This window comes from Streptomyces pathocidini (assembly GCF_001418495.1).
Taxonomy (GTDB): Bacteria; Actinomycetota; Actinomycetes; order Streptomycetales; family Streptomycetaceae; genus Streptomyces; species Streptomyces pathocidini.
The window spans coordinates 1-5,157 of sequence record NZ_LIQY01000338.1 but is presented as its reverse complement, the minus strand read 5'-3'; the positions used below and the strand labels follow the sequence as shown (position 1 = coordinate 5,157).

At 74.5% G+C, this 5,157-nt stretch carries 4 protein-coding genes; 3 read left to right on the top strand and 1 reads right to left on the bottom strand.

Going from position 1 to position 5,157, the window contains the following annotated elements; translation table 11 throughout:
* Positions 1-367 precede the first annotated feature (367 nt).
* Positions 368-1,036, top strand: coding sequence for a class I SAM-dependent methyltransferase (locus tag AOK16_RS16615; RefSeq protein WP_055473023.1), 669 nt, complete (start codon positions 368-370; stop codon positions 1,034-1,036).
* A gap of 22 nt (positions 1,037-1,058) precedes the next feature.
* Here the strand turns inward: AOK16_RS16615 and AOK16_RS16610 are convergent, their stop codons facing one another.
* Positions 1,059-2,816 carry an NAD+ synthase gene (locus AOK16_RS16610; protein ID WP_055473022.1) on the bottom strand — a complete coding sequence of 586 codons (1,758 nt, stop codon included), beginning with the start codon at positions 2,814-2,816 and terminating at the stop codon, positions 1,059-1,061.
* 244 nt (positions 2,817-3,060) lie between these two features.
* Here AOK16_RS16610 and AOK16_RS16605 point away from each other — a divergent pair, with 244 nt between their 5' ends.
* Both AOK16_RS16605 and AOK16_RS16600 read left to right on the top strand, forming a co-directional pair.
* Entirely contained in the window at positions 3,061-3,822 is a 762-nt protein-coding gene (locus AOK16_RS16605; RefSeq protein WP_240483604.1) for a DUF998 domain-containing protein, read from the top strand.
* Between the two features lie 23 nt (positions 3,823-3,845).
* Positions 3,846-4,682 carry an alpha/beta fold hydrolase gene (locus AOK16_RS16600; RefSeq protein ID WP_055473024.1) on the top strand — a complete coding sequence of 279 codons (837 nt, stop codon included), beginning with the start codon at positions 3,846-3,848 and terminating at the stop codon, positions 4,680-4,682.
* Positions 4,683-5,157: the final 475 nt, after the last annotated feature.

Below are 5,157 nucleotides of genomic sequence, written 5' to 3'. Positions count from 1 at the left end.
GTCGGTGCGGTTGTAGGCGACCCCGGTGCGGGGCGGGACCTGCCTCGGGCGTGGCGTGCGCACTGACGGACGGCAGGCCCCCGACCGATCCGAGGCCGGAACCGGTGCCGGATCGAGGGGGGCATGGGGTGGCGCGATTGGCCGGGTTGGCGGGGTCGGCGGTTCAGGGGCGGAATTTGTTCGGTCCTGACCGCCAATTTGCCTACGCGAGGCCGCCCTTGGACGGTCGGGTACCGTGCACCGGCACGTGCGGATGAATACGCCGCCCATCCGCTAGTGCTGACAGTGGCCTGTGGTTACGTTGAGTATTACCGAGCCCCCGTCCATCCGAGTATCACCGAGGCCCCTGTCCATCCCGAGGAGCCACATGCCCTCAGCGCAGAACCTCCCCGAGTACTGGGGCACTTACCGGCGCAGCGACTCCGGCGAAGGGGTGTGCGCCCTGGCGGCGGCCGCGTTCGAGTGGACCCAGCACCCCGGCCACGGACCGGGCGTGGAGTTCCTCGGCGACCCCCGCACCGCCCTCGAACTGGGCTCCGGCGAGGCGAGGGAGGCTGCCTACCTCGCCCGCAGAGGTGTCGAGGTCACCGCGCTGGACTTCTCCGCGCCCCAGGTCGAGCGCGCCCGCGACCAGTGGGCCGACGTCCCCGGCCTGGCGCTCGTGGAGGCCGAGGCCTGCGCGTTCCTCACCGGCACCGAGGCCTCCTACGACGCGGTCTACTCGCTCTGGGGCGCCGTCTGGTACACGGATCCCGACGAACTGGTCCCCCTCGTCGCCCGGCGCCTCAGCCCCGGCGGGGTCTTCGCCTTCGCCCAGGCCGAGCCGATCGAGGGCTACTACGGCCCGCAGGCGATGTACGGCAATGGCGTGGCCGGGACCAAACTCACCGTGCTGCGCTGGTCGTACACCCCCGACATGTGGGCCGACATCCTCAAGCGGAACGGACTCACCGCGATCGACGCCTTCGTCCTGCCGGGCCCGGTCCCGGAGGCCGTGGGCACGCTGATGGTGCGCGCCCAGGCTCCCGAAGCCTGATCCGCGGTCACGCGTGGCGCGGTCACGCGTGTTCGCGCCACCGGTTGGTGATGGGAAGGCGGCGGTCCTTGCCGAAGCCCTTGGCGGAGATCTTGGTGCCCGGGGGGTACTGGCGGCGCTTGTACTCGGCGCGGTCGACCAACAGCAGCGTGCGGGTGACCAGTTCGGGGTCGAAGCCCGCGGCGATGATCGCGTCGCGGCCCTGGTCGCGGTCGACATAGAGATCGAGGATCGCGTCGAGGACCTCGTAGTCCGGGAGCGAGTCGGTGTCGAGCTGGCCCGGGCGCAGCTCCGCGCTCGGCGGCTTGGTGATGGAGTTCTCCGGGATGGGCGGGGTCTCGCCCCGCTCCAGCGCGGCCCGGTTGCGCCAGCGGGCCAGGCGGAAGACCAGGTCCTTGTAGACGTCCTTGATCGGGCCGTACGCGCCGACCGAGTCGCCGTACAACGTCGAATAGCCCACCGCCAGCTCGGACTTGTTGCCCGGGGCCAGGACGATGTGGCCCTCCTGGTTGGAGACCGCCATCAGCAGCGTGCCGCGCAGCCGCGACTGGAGGTTCTCCTCGGCGAGGCCGGTCAGGCCCAGCGACTCCATGTACGCGTCGAACATCGGGCCGATCGGCACCGTACGGAAGTGGAGGCCGGTGCGGCGGGCGAGTTCGGCGGCGTCGCTCCGGGAGTGGTCGGAGGAGTAGCGGGACGGCATGGAGATGCCGTGCACGTTCTCCGCCCCCACCGCGTCGCACGCGATCGCCGCGACGAGCGCGGAGTCGATGCCGCCGGACAGCCCGATCAGCACCGAGCGGAAACCGTTCTTCGACACATAGGCCCGCAACCCCGTCACCAGCGCCGCGTACACTTCCGCGTCGTCGTCGAGCCGCTCCGCGTACACGCCGGGGAACTCCGGCTCATACGCCGCCTGCGGCTCGGCCGAGAGGGTCACGTGGTCCACGCGCAGCCCGTCGTCGACCGTGCCGCCGGGGACCGGGCCCGCGGTGGGCAGGTCGAGGTCGATCAGCAGACACTGCTCGGCGAACTGCGGGGCGCGGGCGAGTACTTCGCCGTCCCGGTCCACCACGATCGAGTCGCCGTCGAAGACCAGCTCGTCCTGGCCGCCGGTCATCGCCAGGTACGCCGTGGTGCAGCCCGCCTCCTGGGCCCGCTTGCGTACCAGGTCCAGGCGGGTGTCGTCCTTCTCGCGCTCGTACGGGGAGGCGTTGATCGACAGCAGCAGGCCGGCCCCCGCGGACCGGGCCGCGGGCACCCGCCCGCCCTCCTGCCACAGGTCCTCGCAGATGGCCAGCGCGACGTCCACGCCGTGCACGCGGACCACCGGCAGGGTGTCGCCGGGCACGAAGTAGCGGAACTCGTCGAAGACGCCGTAGTTGGGCAGGTGGTGCTTGGCGAAGGCCAGGGCCACCTCGCCGCGGTGCAGCACCGCCGCGGCGTTCCGCGGGGCGCCGGCGGGACGGCCGAGCCGCCGCTCCTCCGTCCCCCTCTCGGACCGGTCCAGATAGCCGACGACCACCGGCAGTTCCCCGAGGCCCTCGGCGTCGAGGCGGGCGGCGAGCGCGCGCAGCGCCTCGCGCGAGGCGTCCACGAAGGAGGAGCGCAGCGCCAGGTCCTCGACGGGGTAGCCGGTCAGCGCCATCTCGGGGAAGGCGGCGAGGTGGGCGCCCTGCTCGGCGGAGCGCCGGGTCCAGCGGACGATCGCCTCGGCGTTGCCGGTGAGGTCGCCGACGGAGGAGTCGATCTGATTCAGGGCGAGGCGAAGTTGAGGCACCCGGCCAGTGTAATCGTCTCTTTGACGCGATGTCGTGGGGGAGCGGGGCCGGGCGCCGCCCTCGGAGTGCTGCCGGGGCCCGCGCCGTACGATGACATCCACTATGTCCGGAAATATTGCAATGTTTGGTGGGGTGTCGATGGCATCGGAGGTGCCGATGCCCGACGGTGGTGGTGTGCAGTCCACCGGTGTGGGCCCCTCGCTGTCGAGGTGGGCGCCGTCCCGCGCGCCCCGGCTCGCCGTCGTGCTGCTCGCGCTCGGCGCCCTCGCGTACACCGCCTGGGTCCTGGAGCTGGTCCTGGCCACCGGCCTGGACCTCGTACAGGCCTACGTCAGCGAGCTCGCCGCCACCGACCAGCCCCTCGGCGGACTCTTCCGCGCCACCGACCTGGCCGCCGGGCTCCTCGTCCTCGCCGCTGCCTGCACCGCACTCCGCTGGCTCCCGCACCGCCCCTGGGCCACCACCGGATGGGCGGCCCTCGCGCTCTTCGGCGCGGCCACCGCCGCCGACTCCCGGCTACCGCTGAGCTGCGCGCCCACCGCCGATCCGGTGTGCGCGGCGCGTGAGACGGCGGGCCTGGTGCCCGCGACCCATACGGCGCACGCCGTCACCAGCGCCCTCGCCATGGTGGGCGCCCTCGCCGCCCTCGTGGTTCTGACCGCCGCCGCCCGGCGCTACGGCTGGTGGCCGCCCGTGGCCCGCTTCGGCCCGCCCCTCGCGGCGGCCGAACTCGCCGCCACCGCCTGGACCTTGGCGGCCGTCGCCGCCTTCGAGGCGGGCCGCGGCTCCTGGGCCCTCGGCGCCGGCCAGCGCCTCCAGGTGCTGCTGCTCGCCGTGTGGCTGGGAGTGCTGGCATACGGGGTGGGGCGCCCTTGCCGGCGGACGGATCCGGCATCCGGCCCGGCTGCTCCCGGCCCGGATGCCGACTCGGCTGCTCCCGGCCCGGATGCCGGTCCGGGCGCGGCCCCCGGAGCGGGCTGTCGGGATCCGGAGGGTGGCTCGTGAGGGGCCGGTCCGCGCCCGGGTACATGCTGCGCGTCGGCGGGTTGCCGACCCACGTCCTGCGCGAGGGCGCCGGGCCCGTGTGCGTGCTCAGCGGCGGCCTGGGGAGCTGCTGGTTCGACTGGGACGCGGTCGTGCCGCTGCTGGCCCCGCACCGTACCGTCGTCCGCTTCGACCGGCCGGGGCTCGGCCTCAGCGCGCCCGCTCCGCCGGACCGGCCGCCCACCGCCGGAGGCGAGGCCGAGCGCATCCTCGGCGTGCTCGACGCGCTCGGGCTGCCGGGCCCCGCCACCGTCGTCGGCCACTCGCTCGCCGGGTTCCACGCGGAGGCGTTCGCGCGGCTGTATCCGCGGCGGACGGCCGGGCTCGTCCTGGTTGACGCGAGCGTGGAGGAGGAGGCGCGGGAGCCGGGCCTGCCGGTGTGGGCGCGCGTCGCCTCCGCCCACGCGCTCGCGGGCGCCCTCGGCGCGGCCGGACTGCCGTACGCGCTGGGGCGCGCGGCCAGGCGCGCCGCGGTCCGGGTGGCGACCGTGCGCCACCGCGAGCCGGGCTCCGACGCCGCCGTACGCCGCTGCTACCGCACCACGCGCGTGCTGCGGGCCTCGCTCGTGGAGAACGCGACGTACGCGGACGTGGCCGCGGAGGTGGCCGGGCTGCGGGAGCGGCGGCCGCTGCCGGACGTGCCCGTGACCGTCCTCGCCGCCTACACCGCGGGGGAGTCGCCGCGCGAGCTGCGATGGCTGGACCGCCAGCGGGGGCTGGCGGCGGAGCTCGGTGGCGCGGAGTTCCGCATCTCCGCCCCCGCGGGGCACCTGCTGATGATGGACGACCCGGCCGCGATCGCCCGCGCGGTCCTGGGATAGCCGGGGCCGACCAGGCCGAGACCGGCGGGTAGCGGGTACGAGGTGGGCCGACGCGGTGCGCAGGCCGCGCGGTGCGGAGGCCGCGCGGTGCACAGGCCGAGGCTGGGCAGGCAGGCCGAGGCCGGCGGCCCGGGGCGAGCAGGTCGGGGCAGGCAGGTCGAGGTGGGCAGGCCGGGGCAGGCGAGTCGAGGCTGGCAAGCCGGGCAGGTGGGTTGGGGCGGAACCGTCGAGCGGGCGGTCGAGGCTGCCGGGCCGGGGCGGGCAGGCCCGGGCGCAGGCAGGCCGAGGCTGGCGGGCTGGGCGAGCAGGCCGGGATGGGTCCGTCCAGGCGGGTGGGAATCCCCGCCCGCCGACCGGCTTCGACCCGTACCCCACAATGGCGGTGGGGTCGCGGCCCGCACTACCGTGGCGGCGGAGGGTCGTCCACGTGAGGTGGAAGTCGGAAACGCTCTCGAAACGGAGTGGCGTGATACTG